Annotated in this window: 10 protein-coding genes; 4 read left to right on the top strand and 6 right to left on the bottom strand. The window is 74.4% G+C overall.

The window, feature by feature from the left end:
* Window position 1 precedes the first annotated feature (1 nt).
* Entirely contained in the window at window positions 2-7,828 is a 7,827-nt protein-coding gene (locus AB0E83_RS15465; protein WP_362110707.1) for an amino acid adenylation domain-containing protein, read from the bottom strand.
* Between the two features lie 452 nt (window positions 7,829-8,280).
* Between AB0E83_RS15465 and AB0E83_RS15460 the strand changes: the two genes are divergently transcribed.
* The 4 genes from AB0E83_RS15460 to AB0E83_RS15445 all read left to right on the top strand — a co-directional run bounded on the left by AB0E83_RS15460 (window position 8,281) and on the right by AB0E83_RS15445 (window position 12,509).
* On the top strand, window positions 8,281-9,231 hold the full coding sequence (locus tag AB0E83_RS15460; RefSeq protein ID WP_362110704.1) for a chlorinating enzyme: 951 nt from the start codon (window positions 8,281-8,283) through the stop codon (window positions 9,229-9,231).
* Window positions 9,232-9,316: 85 nt separating this feature from the next.
* Window positions 9,317-10,552 (top strand): cytochrome P450, encoded by a 1,236-nt coding sequence (locus tag AB0E83_RS15455; protein ID WP_362110701.1) that lies wholly within the window; start codon window positions 9,317-9,319, stop codon window positions 10,550-10,552.
* Window positions 10,553-10,615: 63 nt separating this feature from the next.
* Window positions 10,616-11,359, top strand: a complete 744-nt coding sequence (locus AB0E83_RS15450; protein ID WP_362110698.1) for a glucose 1-dehydrogenase — start codon at window positions 10,616-10,618, stop codon at window positions 11,357-11,359.
* A gap of 34 nt (window positions 11,360-11,393) precedes the next feature.
* A complete protein-coding gene (locus AB0E83_RS15445) occupies window positions 11,394-12,509 on the top strand; it encodes an SIS domain-containing protein (protein ID WP_362110695.1) in 1,116 nt (371 codons plus the stop codon).
* A gap of 62 nt (window positions 12,510-12,571) precedes the next feature.
* On the opposite strand, the gene AB0E83_RS15440 is transcribed toward AB0E83_RS15445, so the two are convergent.
* The 5 genes from AB0E83_RS15440 to AB0E83_RS15420 form a co-directional block, all read right to left on the bottom strand.
* A complete protein-coding gene (locus AB0E83_RS15440) occupies window positions 12,572-13,387 on the bottom strand; it encodes a TetR/AcrR family transcriptional regulator (RefSeq protein ID WP_362110744.1) in 816 nt (271 codons plus the stop codon).
* Window positions 13,388-13,499: 112 nt separating this feature from the next.
* Complete coding sequence (locus AB0E83_RS15435; protein WP_362110692.1) at window positions 13,500-14,348, bottom strand: ABC transporter permease; 849 nt, start codon at window positions 14,346-14,348, stop codon at window positions 13,500-13,502.
* Window positions 14,345-15,262 carry an ABC transporter ATP-binding protein gene (locus AB0E83_RS15430; protein ID WP_362110741.1) on the bottom strand — a complete coding sequence of 306 codons (918 nt, stop codon included), beginning with the start codon at window positions 15,260-15,262 and terminating at the stop codon, window positions 14,345-14,347. Before AB0E83_RS15430 ends, AB0E83_RS15435 begins: the two co-directional genes overlap by 4 nt.
* A 163-nt stretch (window positions 15,263-15,425) precedes the next feature.
* On the bottom strand, window positions 15,426-15,671 hold the full coding sequence (locus AB0E83_RS15425; RefSeq protein ID WP_362110689.1) for an acyl carrier protein: 246 nt from the start codon (window positions 15,669-15,671) through the stop codon (window positions 15,426-15,428).
* A 44-nt stretch (window positions 15,672-15,715) separates the two neighbouring features.
* On the bottom strand, window positions 15,716-17,083 hold the full coding sequence (locus tag AB0E83_RS15420; protein WP_362110687.1) for a class I adenylate-forming enzyme family protein: 1,368 nt from the start codon (window positions 17,081-17,083) through the stop codon (window positions 15,716-15,718).
* Window positions 17,084-17,199 lie beyond the last annotated feature (116 nt).

Here is a 17,199-nt window from a genome sequence, read left to right as displayed (position 1 = left end):
GTCACCACGCGGCTTCGACGTCGTCGATGTCGTTCTGGGTCAGGCCGGCCAGCGGGAAGTCGGAGGGGCTGTGCCCGCCGGCGCCGGGGGTCAGGGCGTGCCGGACGATGCCGTCGAGGGCCGTCCGCCACCGCGCGGCGAGGTCGGCGAGGTCGTCGTGCGACCACAGCCGCCTCGCTCCGCTCCAGGTGACCGTCAGCCGGGGTCCGGCGGGGCCGTCGTGCACGAGGGCGTGCACCTCCAGGCCGTGGGCGACGGGCAGGGCGGGGTCGGTGGTCGTCACCATGACCGCCTCGGGGGCCATGCCCCAGCCGGGTTCGCCGCCCAGCGGGGTGCCGGGGGCGGCGAACCGGCCGAGGTAGTTGAAGCCGATCTGCGGGGTGCCGAGGCGGGCCAGCACCTCGCGGCAGCCGGGCGCGAGGTGGCGCAGCAGCCCGAAGCCGATGCCGCCGTCCGGTGCGGCGCACGCCTGTTCCTTGACCCGTTTGACGGCGTCGCCGAGGCGCGGCGCGGCCGAGGTCACCTCGGCCCAGGAGATCGGGCCCGGGTCGATCCTGACCGGGTGGAGGGTGGTGAACCAGCCGAGCGTGCGGGAGACGTCGGCGCCGGGGACGACGTCCTCGCGGCCGTGGCCCTCGACGTCGACGAGGACGCCGCCGGCCGGGTCGTCGCCCTCCTCGCGGCGCCGGGCGGCCACCGCCAGTCCGAGCGCGGTCAGCATCAGGTCCTCGGCGCCGCAGTGGAAGGCGGCCGGGACGGTGGTCAGCAGGGGGCCGACGACGTCCTCGGGAAGCGTGGTGACGGTGTCGACGGTGTCGGCGGCGAGGTCGAGCCCGGGGTCGGCCGGCTTCGGCGTCAGCAGGGGGTCGGGGGCGGCGAGGACGTCCATCCAGGCGGGCAGTTCGGCCAGCCGGTGGGGCTGGGTCGCCTGGGCGGTGAGGCGCCGCGCCCAGTGGCGCAGCGGGGTGCCGGCCGGCGGGAGGTCCGGCGCGAGGCCGGCGGCCGCCCGGGTGCAGGCCCGCACCAGGTCGTCGGTGAGGACGCGCCAGGAGACCCCGTCGACGGCCAGGTGGTGGACGACGAGGAGGAGCCGGCCGGGCTCCCCGGGCCCCCGGTCGAACCAGACGAGCCGCGCGTTCCGTCCGGTGTGCGGGTCGAGCCGGTCGGCCGCCGCCTCGACCTCGGCGCGGGCCCGGTCGGCGAGGGCGTCCCCGTCCAGGCCGGTGGCGTCGACGCGGTGGACGGACGCGGTGTCGGGCGTCGCGCCGGGCGGGGGGATCTCCAGGGTCCAGGAGTCGTCGTCCTGGACGGTCAGCGTGAGGCGGAGCGCGTCGTGGGTGTCGGTGAGCGCGCGGGCGGCGGCCCCGAGGACGTCCTCGGAGAGGCCGGGCGGGCAGGTCAGCAGCAGCGACTGGGCGAAGCGGCGCACCGGGGCGCCGCGTTCGCGCAGCCAGTGGACGACGGGGGTGGCGGGGACGGGGCCGGTGGCGCCGTCGGTGTCGCCGTCCGCGGGGGCCTCGGGCGCGCCGGCGGTCCGGCTCAGCTCCGCCGCGGTCCGGTGCGCGAAGACGTCGCGCACGGTGAAGGCGAGTCCCTCGGCGCGGGCGGCGCTGACCAGCCGGATCGCGCAGATGCTGTCGCCGCCGAGGGCGAAGAAGTCGTCGTCGGCGCCGACCGCGTCCCGCCGCAGCACCTCGGCCATGAGCGAGCACAGCAGCCGCTCCGTCCGTCCGGCGGGGGCGCGGCCGCCCGTCCGGTCGGCGGCCGCGGGCAGGGCGGCGTGGTCCAGCTTGCCGTGCGCGGTCACCGGCAGGGCGTCGAGGAGGACGAACGCGTGCGGGACCAGGTACTGCGGCAGGCGGCGCCCGGCGAAGGCGCGCAGCGCGTCGGGGGTGGGCTCGGCGCCCTTCGCCGGGACGACGTGGGCGATCAGCCGGGGTTCCCCGCCGTCCTCGCGGCGGACCCCGGCGACGGCCTGGGCGACGGCGGGGTGGTCCCGCAGCACGGCCTCGATCTGACCGGGTTCGACGCGGAAGCCGCGGAGCTTGACCTGCCGGTCGGTGCGGCCCCGGTACTCCAGGGTGCCGTCCGGGGTCCGGCGGGCGAGGTCGCCGGTGCGGTACATGCGCTCCCCCGCCGGGCCGTACGGGTCGGCGACGAACCGCTCCGCGGTCTGTCCGGGCCGGCCGAGGTAGCCGCGGGCGACTCCGGCGCCGGCGAGGTACAGCTCGCCCGTGGCGCCCGGGGGCAGCGGTTGCAGTCCGGCGTCGAGGACGTAGGCGCGGGTGCCGGCGAGCGGGCGGCCGATCGGCACGGCGGGGGCGTCCGGGGCGAGGGCGCGCACGGCGTGGGCGGTGGCGAAGGTGGTGGTCTCGGTCGGGCCGTAGCCGTTGACGACGACGGTGTCCGGGCAGGCGGCGAGCACCCGCCGGACCGCCGACGGCGCGACCTCCTCGCCGCCCGCCCACACCTGGCGGACGCCGGTGAAGCAGTCGGGCCGGTACTCGGCGACGACGGCGAACAGGGCGGCGGTGAGCCACAGCACGTCCGGCCGGTGCCGGACGACGAGGTCCGCGTACTCCTCGGCGTCCAGGTCGTGGGCGGGCGCGACGATCAGCCGGCCGCCCCGGAGCAGCGGGGTCCAGATCTCGAAGGTCGAGGCGTCGAAGGCGGCGGGCGAGTGCAGGAGGACGGCGGGGCGGACCCCGTCGCCGACGGCCGGGTCGGTCGCCAGGGCGGCGACGTCGCGGTGGGTCACCACGATGCCCTTGGGCCGCCCCGTCGATCCGGAGGTGTACATGACGTACGCGGCGGAGAGCGGGTGCGGGGCGGGGAGCGGGTCCCGGGCCGCCGGTCCGGTCGCCGCGTCGAGGTCGTCCGGTGCCAGGCGGGGCGCCGCGGTGTCCGGCGGTTCGGGCGCGCCGGCGCCGGGGAGGGCGAGCACGGCGCGCGGCCGGGTCTCGTCGAGCATCGACGCGACCTGGGCGGCCGGGTAGCGCGGGTCGAGCGGTACGTAGGCGGCGCCGGCCTTCAGGACGGCGAGCAGCGCGACCACGTACTCGGGCGAGCGCGGCAGGGCCACGGCGACGGTGTCGCCGGGCCGGACGCCGTGCCCGGCCAGGGCGCTGGCCCACCGGTCGGAGCGGGCGTCGAGCTCGGCGTAGGTGAGCGCGCCGCCGTCCGCCGAGACGGCGGTCGCGGCCGGGGTGGCGGCGGCCTGCCGGGCGAAGAGGGCGGTGACGGTCGTCCCGGACGGGCCGGCGGTGGCGGCGGCCGGGGCCGACAGGTGGGCACGCTCCTCGGGGGCGAGGAGGTCGAGCCGGTCGACGGGGCGGTCGGGGTCGTCGGCGGCCGCGGCGAGCAGGCGCGCGAGCCGGTCGAAGAGGGCGCGCACGGTCTCCGGTTCGAACAGGTCGGCGGCGTACTCGACGTGGCCGTCGAGTCCGGCCGGGGTGCCGTCGGCCGCGTGCCGTTCGACCAGGTTGAGGAAGAGGTCGAACTTGGCGGTGCCGGTGCGGCCCAGTTCGGTGGAGACGGTGAGGCCGGGCAGGGTGAACTCGCCGGCGGGGTCGGTGTCCTGGAGGCCCAGCATCACCTGGAAGAGGGGGTGGCGGGCGAGCGACCGCTCGGGGGCGAGGACGTCCGTGAGGTACTCGAACGGCACGTCCTGGTGGGCGTAGGCGGCCAGGGCCGTCTCGCGGACCCGCTGGAGCAGTTCGGTGAAGGACGGGCGGCCGGACAGGTCGGTGCGCAGGACGAGGGTGTTCACGAAGGCGCCGACGACGTCGTCGAGCGCCTGGTCGAGGCGGCCGGCGACGGGGCTGCCGACGGCGACGTCGTGCCCGGCGCCGAGGCGGGAGAGCAGGGCCGCGAGGCCGGCGTGCAGCACCATGAACAGGCTGGCGCCCGAGGCCCGGCCCAGTTCGACGAGGCGGCGGTGGAGCGCGGCGTCGAGGGAGACGGTGAGGTGGTCGCCGGTGTGGGAGGCGACGGCGGGCCGGGGCCGGTCGGTGGGCAGTTCGGTCTGCTCGGGCAGTCCGGCCAGCTGTGCGCGCCAGTACGCCACCTGGGTCTCAAGGAGTCCGCCGCCGGAGCCGTCCGCGGCGAGCAGCTCGTTCTGCCAGAGCGTGTAGTCGCTGTAGCGCACGGGCGCCGGGGCGGTCCGCGGGGCGCGGCCGGCGGCGCGGGCGGCGTAGGCGCGGTCGAGGTCGCGGGCGATCAGCCGCATCGACAGCGCGTCGCAGGCGGAGTGGTGCAGGACCAGGAGGAGGACGTGGGCGTCGGCGCCGGTGGTGAACAGTTCGGCGCGCAGCGGGGGTTCGGTGGCGAGGTCGAAGGGGCGGCGGGCGCCCGCGGCGAGGCGTTCGCCGAGTTCCGCCCCGGTGACGGGGACCGCCCGCAGGGCGGGCGCGGCGGGCGGCAGCACCTCCTGGAGGAGGCGGCCGTCGCGGTACGGCAGGACGGTGCGCAGGCTCTCGTGACGGGCGAGGACGTCGCCGAGGGCGGCGCCGAGGGCGGTGACGTCCAGGGGGCCCTCGACGCGCAGGACCGAGGGGATGTTGTAGGCGCCGCCGGGGCCGCCCATCTGCTGGAGGAACCACATCCGGCGCTGGGTGGACGAGGCTTCCAGCTCGGCGGGCCGCTCGCGCCGGACCAGCGGCGGGCGGGCCAGTCCGGCGTCGTCCAGGGCCGCGGTCACCGCGCGCGGGGTGGGGTCGTCGAAGAGGACGCGCAGGTCCACCTCGACGGAGAACGTCGCCCGGATGCGGGTGATCAGCGCGGTGGCGAGCACGGAGTGGCCGCCGAGGTCGAAGAAGTCGTCATCGGGGCCGACCTCGGGCTCGTCGAGGACGAGCGCGAAGAGCGCGCGCATGACGTCGAGCCGGGAGGGGGATCCGTCGCCGGCGCGGACGGGGGCGGGGTCGGCGCCGGCCGGGCCGGCGGGCACGGGCATAGGGGTGGGGTCGGCGGGCGCGGCCAGGGCGGCGCGGTCGAGCTTGCCGTTGGCGGTGAGCGGCAGGGCGTCGGTCCGGACGATCCGGCCGGGCACCATGTACTCGGGCAGGCGGGCGCGGACCGCTTCCCTGAGCTCCTCCGGCGCGGGGTCGGCGCCGTCCTCGGCGACGACGAAGGCGACCAGGCGCCGGTCGTCCTCCCGTTCCTCGGTGAGGGCGACCGCGGCGAGCGCCACGCCGGGGCAGGCGGAGAGCGCGGCCTCGATCTCGCCGGGCTCGATGCGGAAGCCGCGGACCTTCAGCTGGTCGTCGGAGCGTCCGGCGAAGACCAGGCCGCCGGCCGGGTCGCGGCGGGCCAGGTCCCCGGTGCGGTACATGCGCTCCCCGGACCGCCCGTGCGGGTCGGCGACGAAGCGCTGCGCGGTGAGCCCCGGGCGGCCGAGGTAGCCGCGGGCCAGGCCGGGTCCGGAGACGTACATCTCGCCGACGGCGCCGGCCGGGACCGGCCGCAGCCGCTCGTCGAGGAGCCGGACCGTCAGGTCGGCGAGCGGGACGCCGATGACGCTGTCCGGGCCGTGCTCGGGGCCCAGTTCGAGGTGGGTGACGTGGACCGTGGTCTCGGTGATGCCGTACATGTTGACCAGCGCCGGGCCGGCGGCGCCGTGGCGGCGGCGCCAGTCGGCGAGGCGGTCCGGCCGGAGCGCCTCGCCGCCGAGGACGACGGTGCGCAGCCGCAGCCGGCGGCTCACCTCGGGCAGTTCCCGGTCGGCGGCCATGAGCTGGTGGAACGCCGAGGGCGTCTGGCTGAGCACGGTCACCCGCTCGTCGGCGAGCAGCCGCAGGAACCGCTGCGGGGCGCGGCTCACCTCGAAGGGGACGACGACCAGCCGGCCGCCGTGGAGCAGGGCGCCCCAGAGCTCCCAGACGGAGAAGTCGAAGGCGGCCGAGTGGAACAGCGTCCAGACGTCGTCGGGGCGGTGGCCGATCGGGCCGCGGGTGGCGGCGAAGAGGCGGACGACGTTCTCGTGGGTGGTGACGACGCCCTTCGGGCGGCCGGTGGAGCCCGACGTGTAGGTGAGGTACGCGGGGCAGCCGGGCTCCAGCGGCCGGAGCCGTTCGCCGGCGGTCAGGGGGCGCGGGTCGTGGCGGTCCGCCTCGGCGCGGTGGCCGGGGTCGTCGAGGAGCAGCCGGTCGCGGTCGGCGCCGACCCCGGTGGCGGTGGTGGTGATCAGCAGCCGGGGCGCCGCGTCGTCGAGCATGTACGCCAGGCGGGCGGGCGGGTAGTCGGGGTCGAGGGCGACGTAGGCCGCGCCGGCCTTGACCACGCCGAGCAGGGCGAGGACGAGGTCCGCGGAGCGGGGCAGGGCGACGGCGACGACGTCCTCGGGGCCGATGCCGCGGGCGGCGAGGACGCGGGCGAGCCGGTTCGACCGCTCGTCGAGTTCCCGGTACGTCCAGGTGGTGCCGTCCGCCGTGAGCGCCGGGGCGTCCGGGGTGGCGGCGGCCCGTGCGGCGAACAGCCCGGGGAGGGTGGCCGCGCCGGCCGGCTCCTCCCGGACCGGGGCCGAAGCCGGGGCCGGGGCCGGGCCGCCGACGTCGCCGACCGGCCGGGCCGGGTCGGCGGCGACGAGCGCCTCCAGGGTCGCGGTGAACGCGTCGCGGTGGTCGGCGAGGCCGAGGTCGTCGCGGCCGTTGACGTCGATCTGGAGGCCCTGGCCGTCCCGGCGGTCCCAGATCATGAAGAGCAGGTTGCCCACGAGGCCGGAGGAGAGGTTGCGCATCGTGCCGCGCGCCGCGCCGAACCGGAGGTCGTAGGGGTGGGACATGACGTTGACGACCGGCAGCAGGGAGGTGGGGTGGGCCGTGCCGAGGTCCCGCTGGAGGTCCACCCCGCGGTAGCGCTGGTGCGAGACGGCCGCGGCCATCTGCTCGGCCACGTGCTCCAGCAGGGCGGTGACGGTGGTGTCGGGGCGGACGGTGAGCGGCAGCGGCAGGACGTTGGCGAGGTTCGCGGGCGTCTGCCGGGAGAGCCGGCTCGTCCTGGCGGAGAGCGGGAAGGCGAGGAGGACGTTCTCGTCGCCGGTCCGCCGGTGGACGTGCAGCGCCACGGCGGCCGTGACGACGACCGGCCAGGGCACCCGGGCGCCGCGGGCGGCCTCGCGCACGGCGTCGAACCGCTCCTCGGGCAGCCGGCGCGACACGCCGCGGAAGCCGGCGGCCGCCCCCCGGGAGCCGCTGACGAGCGGGGAGGGGGCCGGCCGGTCGCCCAGCTGCCCGAGCCAGAAGTCGCGGTCCCGCCGGAAGTCCGGGGAGGAGCGGTACGCGTCCTCCTCGTCGGCGAGCGCGCGCAGCGTGCCGAACGGGTGCGGGCCGGGGTCGCGCCCCTCGGCGAGCGCCGTGTAGACCTCGGCGACCCGGCGCGAGACCAGGGCGGAGCCGTGGGCGTCCATCGCGATGTGGTGGTAGTTCTGGTACCACAGGTGCCGCTCGGGGCCGAGGCGCAGCACCGCGAAGCGGAAGAGCGGACCGTCGGCGAGGTCGGTCGGGCGGGCCAGTTCCCGCCGCATCCACGCGTCGGCCTCGGCCTGCGGGTCGGCGGCGCCGGAGAGGTCGACGACGCGCAGCTCCCAGGGGCGGTCCGGGTGGACGGTCTGGCCGACCCGGCCGCGGTCCTGGTGGAAGCGGCTGTGCACGGTGTCCAGGCCGGCGACGACCGACCGCAGCGCGCGCTCGAAGGTCTCCGTGTCGAACGCGCCCTGCACATCGACGTATTCGCCGACCTGGTACACCGAATTGCCCTCGCTCAGCCGCTGTTCGGCGAACCAGATCTCACGCTGCGCTGCCAGCAGGGGCAGCATTGTGTCGGCGTTCAACAAGATCGACGACCTCCGAGATTTCCTACTGGAAGCGCGGAACCACCCGGCAGCCGAATCGTCCGGCGCATCGGGCCGGTGCGGGCGGGCCGGGAAATGAACCATCGGTACGTGGAATTCGCTCCGGCCGAACGTAACGGCGCCCCGGGCCCCGTACAAGCCCGGCGATCGCATGGGGGAAATGGCCGTCGGCCGGCCGCGTCGCGCCCCGAGGAGCAGGTCATCCGGGGTGCGGGGCGGGGGTCACGGTGTCCCGCCGGCGGGACAGGGCGGCGCCCTTGCCGGACGGCGGGCGCGTCGACAATGCTTTGGTCGCTCGGCGCCGTTCCGGTCACGCGGAACGCCGAGCGCATTCGGGACGTCGGAACTCCGCCCCTTCCGCCACGGCTTCGCCAGACGCGTCCCGCAATCGTCCGCCAGCAATTCGAGGACGCATCCGGAGAGAATCCAGAATGACACTTGACACGCAGTGGCAGCTCTCGGAGACCGAGCTCGAGTCCTTCCACGAGAACGGCTACATCGGGCCGCTGACGATCTACACCCCGGAAGAGATGGACGCGCTGTGGCGCCAGGCCCGCCGTGAGGTCCTCGACCGCTCGCACGCGGCCTACCCGGTCGACGAGGCGATGTCCGGCGCGACCAACATCGCGAACTACGACCGCCACCTCGACGTCGACCTGCTCATGAGGCACGTGTGCAACCGGAAGATCACCGATCGGGTCGCGTCCATCCTCGGGCCCGACGTGCTGTGCTGGCGCACGGAGTTCTTCCCGAAGTACCCCGGTGACGAGGGCACCGACTGGCACCAGGCGGACACCTTCGCCAACGCCAGCGGCAAGCCGCAGATCCTGTGGCCCGGCGAGACCGAGACCGAGTTCGGCAAGGGCACGCTCACGGTGTGGACGGCGTTCACCGACGCCACCCGGGAGAACGGCTGCCTCCAGGTCATCCCCGGCTCGCACCACCGGATGAACTACGACGAGACCAAGCGGATGACCTACGACACCGCGAAGATCAACTCCCGGGTCAAGGACGGCGTCCCGCGCGGCTTCTTCGGCTACGACTACCGCGAGCTCCAGATCGACCCGGACTGGAAGCCGTCCGAGGAGGACGCCTTCGACCTGGTGATGGAGCGCGGCCAGTGCGTGATCTTCTGGTCGACCCTGATGCACGCCTCGCTGCCCAACGTGACGGCGAAGAGCCACCGGATGGGCTTCGCCACCCGCTATGCCCCGACCAGCGTGCGGGTCTACCCGGACACCGACCGGGTGGAGGAGTACGGCGGCAGCATCCCGCTCGACCGGTGGGGCGCGGTCCTCGTCAGCGGCGAGGACCGCGCGGGCCACAACAAGTTCCTGCGCGAGTCGCTGCGCGGCACCCCGATCTCCGAGTTCCTGAGCTGAGCCGGCCGACCGGAGGGGCGCCCCCGCGGGCACGCCTCCGGTCCGCCCGTGCCGCGCACCCCCGCACCTGGAGGAGAGCACCCGCATGACCGTCACCCCGACCCCCGTCACCCCGCCGATCGTCATGGGGAGCGCGGAGTTCGCCGCCGATCCGGCCGCCCACTACACCTGGCTGCGGGAGAACGCCCCGCTGGGGCGGGTCCGGCTGGACTTCGGCGCCTTCGCCCAGGACGTCTGGGTGGTCTCCCGCTACGCGGACTGCAAGGCGATGCTCACCGACCCCCGTCTGCTGCGGTCCCCGTACGGGGCCCCGCCCGGCGTGGAGGTCCCCGAGCACATCCGCCTGGTCAGCTCCGCCCTGGACATGAAGGACGGCGACGAGCACCGCCGGCTGCGGTCCCTGGTGGCCGCCCCCTTCACGCCCAAGCGCGTCGAACGCCTCGGCGAGCAGGTCCGGGTGCTCGCCGGACGGCGTCTGGACGAGCTCGGCCGGGACCGGACCGGCGGCCCGATCGACCTGCGACAGGACTTCGCGCTCCCCGTGACGTACACGGTCATCGCCGACCTGGTCGGGGTCGACGGGCGGGACCGCGTCCGCTTCCAGCAGGGCGTCACGGCGCTGATGAGCGGTTTCAGCGGCTCCCGGGAGGACTGGGAGGAGCAGGTGCGCGACCTCGTCGACGTCACCCGCGGCCTGGTCGCCCGCAAGCGGGCCGAGCCCGGCGACGACCTCGTCACCGGGCTGATCGAGGCCGAGGAGGCGGGCGACCGGCTGGACGACACCGAGCTGGTGGCCATGGTGTTCAGCCTGGTGACGGCGGGGTACGAGACGACCTACAACCTGATCACGAACGCGGTGGCCGCCCTCCTGGACCACCCGGACCAGCTCGCCCTGCTGCGCGCCGCGCCCGGGGACGGGGCGCTGTGGCGGTCGGCGGTCGACGAGGTGGCGCGCTATCTGCCGCCGATCACCGGCACCCGGCCGGCCACCGCGGTCGAGGACATCGAGTGGCACGGGCAGAAGGTGCCCGCGGGCGGCTCGGTGCTGCCGCTGCTCGGGGCCGCCAACCGGGACCCGGAGGTGTTCGAGGATCCGGAGCGCTTCGACGTCACCCGCTCCCCCAACCCGCACCTCGGCTTCGGCCACGGGGTGCACTTCTGCCTGGGCGCCAACCTGGCCCGGATGGAGGCCCGGGTGGCGCTCCAGGTGCTGTTCGAGCGGCACCCGGACCTCTCGCTCGCCGTCGACCGCGGCGAACTCGCCCTGGAGCCGATGCCGTTGTGGACCCGCTTCCGCGAACTGCCGGTCGTCCTGAAATGACCGGGGCGGGGGATCCGTACGTCCGGCCGCCCGCCGACACGCCGAGGAGACGGTGAGAGGACCATGCCGAACCGCACCGCTGTCGTCACCGGAGGAACCAAGGGGATCGGGGTCGCGCTCAGCCGGCGGCTGGCCCGGCTCGGCCACCACGTCGTCGCGGTGTACCGCTCCGACAAGGCCGCCGCGGACCTGCTGGCCGAGGAGCTCGGCGACCGGGTCGAGACCGTCCGCCTGGACGTGGCGGACCCGGAGGCGGTGACCGCCTTCGCCGCGCGGGTGCTGTCCGAGCACGGCGCGCCCCGCGTCCTGGTCAACAACGCCGGCCGCAACATCGACGGGCCGTTCCTGCGGATGGCGGACGAGGACTGGCGGCAGGTGATCGACGCCAACCTGTCCGGCCCGTTCTACCTGACCAAGGCGTTCGCCCCCGCCATGCTCGCCCTGGAGGGCGGCGCCAGTGTCGTGAACGTCGGGTCGACCACCGCGATCCGGCCCCGGCTGAACGGCGTCAACTACTGCGCGAGCAAGGCGGGACTGCTGCACCTCACCAAGTGCCTCGCGCTGGAGCTGGCCCCGGCCGTCAGGGTCAACTGCCTGATCCCGGGGATGATCGACACCGAGGAGATGCGCACCCGGTACCGGGTCGCCGATCCGGTGGCGCGCGCCGAGCTGCTCGCCGAGATCCCGCAGGGGCGGATCGGCTCGCCCGAGGAGATGGCGGACGCCCTGGAGTTCCTGGTCGGCGACGGGGCCCGCTACATCACCGGCCAGAAACTCATCGTCGACGGCGGCCAGTTCATGTGGTAGCGGCCGTCGCCCTGTTGGAGAGAGAAGAGCCCTCATGTTCGCACGCCTCGACCGGTACGCCGACTTCCTCGGCACCAGGTACCGCTCCGACTTCCTCAAGTCCGGCGAGTACTCCCTCGCCGAGGTCACCCCCGAACTGCGCGAGCGCATCGAGAGCGGGCAGTTCCACCGCATCGTCTTCTCCGGGATGGGCTGCTCCGCCATCGTCTCCGATGTGATCGGGACGTTCCTCAACGCCTCGGGGGCGGGGGTGGAGGTCCTGGTCTTCAACGACTACGACTTCCCCTACCTGGTCCCGCGGTCGGTGGTCGAGGACGAGGGGACGCTGTTCGTCCTCAGCTCCTACAGCGGCCACTCGGAGGAGCCGGTGCGGGTCTTCCACCAGCTGGCCGGCCGCTACCACCGCACCCTGCTGCTGACCTCCGGCGGCCGGCTGGCCGAGCTGGGCCGGCGGGCCGGGGTGTCGGTGGCGCGGTGGGAGCTGAGCGCGCCGGACCGGGAGTACCCGCTCTTCCACGTCGGCCAGTACTTCGCGATCCTGCTCGACATGTTCCCGCGGCTCGGCCTGATCAAGGACGACCACCGGGCGGAGGTCGCGGCCCTGACGGGCCATCTGGCCGGGGACTTCACCCCGGCGCTGGAGGAGCTGGCCCGCACGGCCGCGCTGCGCTCCCAGGACGCCAACATCATCATGCTGGCGTCGCCGAAGTGGTACATGAGCCTGCTGAAGCTGGCCAAGATGCACTTCAACGAGATGGCGATGGCGCCGGCGACCCGGAACTTCTTCCACGAGTTCTGCCACAGCGAGGTCGCCACGCTCTCCGACCCGGACCGCCGGCACAGCGTCCTGCTGTTCCGGGACGCCGACGACGACGCCTACACGCGGCGGAAGACGGACAACCTCGTCCGGCTGCTCACCCGGGAGATCCCGCAGAACCGGAACGTCACGGTGACCGAGTACACGCTCGACCAGCCGACGTTCATGCGGAAGTACTTCACCGCGCTGGAGTTCGTCCAGCACACGGCGCTGCACCTGGGCCGCTTCTACGACACCGAGTCCCGCGACCTGATCTCCGAGTCCGCCGGCAACCCGTGGTACCACACGAGTTCCATCCTGGCCGAGGCCGCGACGGCGAGGACGCCGGGCTGACGGCCCGGGAGCGCGGTGCCCGCCGGTCCGGACCGCTCCGGACCGGCGGGCGCCGCGCGGTCTCACGGCGTCCGGGGCGCGTCCGGCGCGGTGCGGCGGACGAGGGCCTCGATCCCGTCGAGCAGGACCGCGAGGCCGGCGTCGAAGGTCTCGGTCGCCTCCCGCTCCAGGTAGGGCCCCTCCGGGTCGGGCGGGGCCGTCGCGGCCTCCGTGGCGAGCCGGACGACCATCGGGAAGCGGTCGGCGAAGTCGGGCACGACCTCCTCGAAGGCCGCGGAGCGGGCGGCCCACCAGTCCTCGTCGGAGACGCCGGTGGCGCCGGCCGCCTGGCGGAAGTCGACGACCGTCTGCGCGGCGCCCCGGACGTGGTTGATGAGCGTCCCGACGATCCGCCGCAGCACCCGCGCGCTCAGCCCGGTGGCGAAGAGGATCCGCAGGACGGTCTCGAGGACGGCGTTGTCGTTCGGCCCGAGGACCGGGCGGGCCTGGGAGACCTGGAGGGTCCACGGGTGGCGCAGGCAGAAGGCCCAGTAGTCGTGGGTCCAGGCGGAGAGGGCGGCGCGCCAGCCGTCGGCGAGGTCGTAGTCGGTGGGCAGTTCGGCGAGGGCGCGGTCGTACATGAGGTCGACCAGTTCGTCCTTGCTGGGCACGTAGGTGTACAGCGCCATTCCGGTCCGTCCGACGCGCCGGCCCACCTCGCGCATGGAGACCGCGGAGATCCCGGAGGCGTCGGCGACGGCGATCCCGGCGTCCACGATCGCGTCGACGGTCAGTCCGGGCCGGGGGCCCGGACCGCTCCGGGGGGCCGCCTCACCGGGGGTGCGCCACAGGAGGGCCAGGGAACGTCGGAAATCCCCCTGGCCGGCGAAAACGACCACCACGATCCTTTCGAACGGTACGGAACTGAACGGCCATGACCTTACCGCACGGCCCTCGGGGGCCGGCCGCGGAGCGGGGCCGCCGAAAGGCGTGAAGGCCCCGCTCCGGTTTTCACTGCATGGCCGCTTTACGGCGTTCCTCGACGGCCGATCCGGATTCCTTGCGCGCCATTCGGCGCAGGACGACGGGGGCCAGCAGAAGGCCGAGCGCGGCCCATGCGCCGAGTGCGCAGAACGTCTCGACGTACCGCCAGGAATTCCCGATCTCCACGGCGGCGAACTCGTCCGGCAGCAATGCGGCGCGCATTCCGAGCCCGAGCCAGTAGACGGGGAAGACCTGGGCGGTCAGCTGGAGCCATTCCGGCGCCTCGGTGATCGGGAAGAAAATGCCCGAGATGCCGAAGAGCGCCAGGAGCGGGAACATGACGACGCCGATGTTGCGCGGACTGGTGAGCACCGAGCCCAGGACGGCGCCGATCGGCATCGTCGCGAGCATCCCGAGCACGAGCACCCAGGCCAGCGTGAGCCAGGCCCCGACGCCGTCCAGGCGCACCCCGTCGAAGAGCAGGACGCCGGGCACCAGGAGCAGGGCGGTGGTGATCAGGGTGGTCGCCGCCGAGTGGACGATCTTGCCGACGAGGTAGGCGACCATGCCGTTGGGCGCGGCCTTCGCCCGCAGCAGGGTGCCGTCCTCGCGTTCCATCAGCAGGTTGAAGGCCACCGCCTGGAAGCCGTTGAAGGCGAGGGTCAGGCCGAGCAGGCCGGCCAGGGTGGTGGAGCCGAGGGAGAAGCCGGTGCCGCCGATGTCGGAGCCGCGCCGGAGCAGGGCGACGACGAGCAGGACGACCGGGATGAACAGCATGCCGAGGACGTCCTGGACGCTGGCGAGCGACTGGCGGGTCTCGATCCGGCCCGCCGCCAGTCCGCTGCGGACGGCGGTCGCGGTCGCGGTCACGCTCATGACGACACCTCCGCCACCCGCTCGTCGGCGGTCCGGGGGCCGCCGAGCGCCGTCGGGAGCCCGGTGTCGGCGCCGCCGGACTCGGCGGCGTGCACCATGGCCAGGTAGGTGTCCTCCAGGGTGGCCCGGCGGACCTCCAGCTTGTCGACGCCGTCGCCGTGGGCGGCGAACAGGTCGCGGACGAACCGGGTCGGGGTCCTGGTCGTGGCGGTGAACCGTTCGCCGTCGCGGACCCAGCGCACCTCGGCGCCGGTCTCCACCCGGCGGGCCAGTTCCTCGGGGACGGCGTCGGCCACGATCCGCCCCTTGGCCAGGATCACGATGCGGTCGGCCAGCTTCTCGGCCTCGTCGAGGTCGTGGGTGGTCAGCAGGATCGTGGTGCCCTCGTCCTCGGCGAGCCGGCGCACCAGCGCGTGGAACTCCTGGCGCGCCTCCGGGTCGAAGCCCACGGTCGGCTCGTCGAGGAAGAGCACCTCGGGGCGGCCGACGATGCCGATCGCCACGTCGAGCCGGCGCCGCTGGCCGCCGGAGAGCTGTCCGACGCGGCGGCCGGCCTGCCCGGCGAGGCCGACGGCGTCGAGGAGTTCGTCCACGTCGCGCGGACGGGTGGTCCGCTCGGTGGAGTAGGGGGCGTACAGGGAGCCGTAGTGGGCCAGGAACTCGCGGACCGGCCACTTCGCGTGGTCCCGCCAGGACTGGAGGACCACTCCCAGGCGGGCCCGCCACCCCTCGTCGCCGTGGGCCGGGTCGGTGCCGAGGACCCGCACCTCGCCGGCGGAGCGCAGCCGGAAGCCCTCCAGGATCTCGATGGTCGTGGTCTTGCCCGCGCCGTTGGGGCCGAGCAGGGCGACGACCTCGCCCCGGGCGACCCGGAAGTCCACTCCGTGCAGGACGGCCGTGGACCCGTAGTTCATGCGCAGGTCGGTGACCTCGATGGCGGGCTCTGCCGCCTCGTTGGCACGCAACGTCACTCCCCTCCTTCCGCTATCTCATTACAGCGTAAAACGTTAGCACGCCGCCCCTCCCCGGACCGGCCGTTCGCCGGTCCCGGAAGGGGCGGAAGGGGGTGCGGCCAGGTCAGCGGGCCACGTGCTCGGGAAAGCGTTCGAGCAGGTACGCGTGGATCTCGTCGACCGAGCTCAGCGTCTGGAGCTCCTCGAACCGGGGGTCGAGCCGGATGCCGTACCGGTCCTCCAGCGCCGCCTGGAGGGCGACCAGGGTGAAGGAGTCCATGACGAACTCCGCGTCGTCGCCGACGTCGTCGGTCAGGGCCAACGAGCGGCTCCGGGAGAGGATCTCCCGGATCTCGGTCCTGCTGATCACTGGCGTTCTCCTCCGGGTGGGAACAGGGGCGGAACCGGGTCGGGTCACAGGGCGGCGCGGAGCGCCTCCCGGTCGCGGACCAGCTTCCCGGTCTTGTTGCGCGGGAGGGCGGGGGCGGTGAAGAAGCGCTTGGGGACCTTGACGGCGGCCAGCCGCTCCCGGCACCAGGCGATCAGCTCGCCCGTCTCCGGCGCCGCCTCGCCCCCCACGTACGCCTCGATCGCCTCGTGGTGGAGCACCACCGCCTCCCCGACCGCGGGGTGCGCCCGCAGCACGGCCTCGACCTCGGCGAGGTCGACCTTGAGGCCGCCGATGGTCACGAGGGAGTCCAGCCGGCCGAGGATGCTCAGCTCGCCGGTGACGTCGTCCGCGGTGAAGCGGTCGAAGGTGCGCAGCCACCCGTCGGCGTACCGGTCGGGCCGGTCCTCGCCCACGTACGGCGACCGGTCCAGGCGCACGTACAGCTCCTGGCCGACGATCTTCGTCTCGACGCCGGGCACCGCGGAGCCCAGCACCGGCGGGCGCGGCCCGTGCAGCCCGGCCGCGAGCAGGCCCGTCTCGGTCACGCCGTACACCTGGCCGATCCGGACCCCGTACCTGCGGTGGAACTCCTCGTACACCTCCACGGGCAGCCGCTCGCCGCCGGTGACGGCGAGCCGGAGCGCGGGCAGCGGGGGCACCTCGGGGGTCCTGGCGAGCAGTTCGAAGTGGGCCGGCACCCCGTAGACCGCCATCGCCCCGGTCTCCCGGGCCGCCCGCAGCACCCCGGCGGGCGTGGGCAGCGGCGGCAGCACCACGGTCGCGCCCTGCCGCAGGGCGTGCAGGACGCCGGTGACCAGGCCCATCGTGTGCACGAGGGAGTTGAGCAGCACCACGCGGTCGCCGGCGCCGGGCAGCTCCGGCAGGGCGGCGTGACGGTCGAGTTCGGCGAGGAGCGAGGCGGGGGTGCGGCCGATCACCTTGGGCCGGCCGGTGGAACCGGAGCTGAACTGCACGAGGCAGGCGTCGGAGGCGGCGGGGCGGCCGGAGGGCCGGACGGCGACGCGGAAGGGGACCTCCTCCTCGAAGCCGGTCGCCGGCCCGGTGTGCTCGTCGGAGTCGATCACGTACTGGGGCCGGACCAGCTCGACCAGGGGCCCGTACTCGGCGGGGGTCGCCCGGAAGTCGACCAGGACGACCTGCGCGCCCCGGCTCCACAGCGCGAGCAGCACCCGCAGATACGTGAGGCTCGGCCTCATCCGGAGCAGGACGGTACTGTTCTCGCCCATTCCGTGGTCGCGGAAGGTGCTGGCGAGTCCGGCCACCGCGGACCGCAGTTCGGATCTGAATTCCGAAGTGCTCGAAACGACCCAGGGATGCCGGTCCGCACCGGCACCCAGCAATGATTCACCCCACCAGGACGCAATTGCCATGACGCTCCCTCACCGGCTGGAAGAATCGGGAAGTTAGCAGGGTGACCATGGGTGCGCCAGGCCGGAATTCACTGTCCCGCCGGCGGGACAGCCGCCGCTCTCCGCGGCCCTGCTCA

Source organism: Streptomyces sp. NPDC035033, assembly GCF_040636735.1.
Classification (GTDB): Bacteria; Actinomycetota; Actinomycetes; order Streptomycetales; family Streptomycetaceae; genus Streptomyces.
Note: the sequence above shows the minus strand (reverse complement) of the source record. Positions and strands in the feature narration are given on the sequence as shown.

Coding starts and splice junctions, on each gene's coding strand:
- AB0E83_RS15460 (WP_362110704.1), top strand. CDS start 8,281: ATGACACTTGACACGCAGTGGCAGCTCTCGGAGACCGAGCTCGAGTCC.
- AB0E83_RS15455 (WP_362110701.1), top strand. CDS start 9,317: ATGACCGTCACCCCGACCCCCGTCACCCCGCCGATCGTCATGGGGAGC.
- AB0E83_RS15450 (WP_362110698.1), top strand. CDS start 10,616: ATGCCGAACCGCACCGCTGTCGTCACCGGAGGAACCAAGGGGATCGGG.
- AB0E83_RS15445 (WP_362110695.1), top strand. CDS start 11,394: ATGTTCGCACGCCTCGACCGGTACGCCGACTTCCTCGGCACCAGGTAC.
- AB0E83_RS15435 (WP_362110692.1), bottom strand. CDS start 14,348: ATGAGCGTGACCGCGACCGCGACCGCCGTCCGCAGCGGACTGGCGGCG.
- AB0E83_RS15430 (WP_362110741.1), bottom strand. CDS start 15,262: ATGAACTACGGGTCCACGGCCGTCCTGCACGGAGTGGACTTCCGGGTC.
- AB0E83_RS15420 (WP_362110687.1), bottom strand. CDS start 17,083: ATGGCAATTGCGTCCTGGTGGGGTGAATCATTGCTGGGTGCCGGTGCG.